At 39.6% G+C, this 1,903-nt stretch carries 1 protein-coding gene; it reads right to left on the minus strand.

Annotated features, from left to right (window positions below; all coding sequences use genetic code 11):
* The coding region (locus K1J10_RS10435) for a lectin-like domain-containing protein (protein WP_223357308.1) at nucleotides 1–1,700 on the minus strand (1,700 nt) is incomplete at its 3' end.
* Between the last annotated feature and the right edge of the window lie 203 nt (nucleotides 1,701–1,903).

The following is a 1,903-nucleotide window of genomic DNA, read 5'->3' on the forward strand; positions in this document are numbered from 1 at the left end:
GAGCCTGCTTCTGCTTTACCTGTGATTGCTTCATCTCCAGCTTTAACTGGGTTCACAACTGGCGCATCTGGTGCTGTTGTATCTTTTTCTTCAAATACGTAAGTCAACAACTGACCGCCCGGAGTAAGTTTAACTGTGTTGTTTTCTTTAATGTATGAAGGAGCCTTGCTTGAGTCGATTTCTTTTAGTTTATAACCTTTGGCTTCGACTGCAGCAATCTTTTTATCTTGGGTGCTAAGGTTAACAACTTCATTTTCATCACCTGGAATCGCACTACTTGCTTCGATTTCATTACCATTCACATCAACAAATTTCATGTGGACGATTTGTGGTGCTGTAAATTCAAATCTTTCAATTTGAACACGTTGTAAGTTAGTACCTGACCCTGTACTTCCTAGGAATGAAAGGGCAAAGGTTGGATTATTTTTAGTCAAGGCATTCTTAGCGTCAACTGTCATGATGCTAGTGTTAGCGTTTTTTAAGTTCGTTGTCCAAGTTTGTGAGCCATAGGTTACTGTAAAGTTTTTATCTTTATCGTATTCAATTTTAAAGTCTACCCATTCACCACTAGGAGCTGGATTTAGAGCTTTTGCTGCTGAGCTACTTGTCGTTACTCTTCCAGCAGCATTTGATGAGTAGAAAGAACCAAAGGCATTTGTTCTCCAAGCATTTCCACCGTATTTTGGATCGGCTGATGCATTTTGGTTAGCATTTGGATTCGAGGTATTATGCCATGAGTCCAGTTTGAAACCAAAGGCATTTTTGATAGTTCCCATACCAATAGACGCACCTGATTGACCAATAGTATCTACCTTACCTGTATGGAAGACGAAACCGACTCCGTCACCACCTGGACGACCATCTACAGTATGACCTTCGTATTTATTACCGATATCAACTTTACCAGTGAAGGTAAAGGCTTCTCCAGAGTTGATTTTAAAACGAAGGTAAGCACTACCAACTTGACCTGAAACGTCATCTGTCAACTTAATGGTACCTGTTGATTTATCATATGTAGCTGTTCCACCTTCTTGGAAGAAGCTTTCAAAGTTTTCTTTAGTAACTACCGCTCTTTGCAGGTTAGTCTCATCCACTGAACGTACTGAACCTTCAACAGCACGTCGGTTTCTTACTTTAGGAGTGTTTGAAGAGTCTGTAGTTGCTTCAGCTGCTGCTTCTGTTGTTTCAGCTACTGCTTCAGTAACTTCCTTCACACTTGCCACTGCTTGATTCAAGCGTTCAACACTTTGGTTGACTTGTTCTTGGCTTGCTGAACCGTTTGCAACTAATGCTTCTGCTTCTGCAATTGCAGCTGCTACCTCAGCTTTAACTGCAGCTTCTTGACCATCCAAGCTTTTAGCTCTTGCTTGCCCCAAAGCAACCTCTAATTTAGTTTTATCAACTAAAGGTGATGAAGGCGCAGTCTCAGTTTCTGTTGAAACTACTGTTGCTACATCAGCTGTATTCTTTTCAACTGATGCAGTTACTGCCGGAGCATCGTAGGTAGTTGATTCCCCAGTAGATTCCGATGAAGTAGGCACTGTAGTTTCAGGCTTATCTTCAACACTATCAGCTTTAACTGTTGGAGCAGCTAAAGTAGCCCCAATCGCAAAGACAAGCGAACAACCAAATAAGAAATGCTTTCCTTTTTTGATCATCCGCCAGTTCTTTTGTTGTGCATTCTTTCGATTAAAATACATCAAATAAACTCCTTTGTTATGATTAAATTTTGTACCAAAAATACGATTTTAGTATAATTTATTTTTATTAAATAGTCAAGAAAGTTTACCTATGTTTATTAATTTTATTTGATAAATTGCAAGAATAAGTGCAACAAAGTCATTCCTCTGATTAAGCGAGTGTTCTTCCAGCTGTTTGAGCTAGCTCAAACAGCTTTTTTGCG

The organism is Streptococcus australis (assembly GCF_019930045.1).
Lineage (GTDB): Bacteria > Bacillota > Bacilli > Lactobacillales > Streptococcaceae > Streptococcus > Streptococcus australis_D.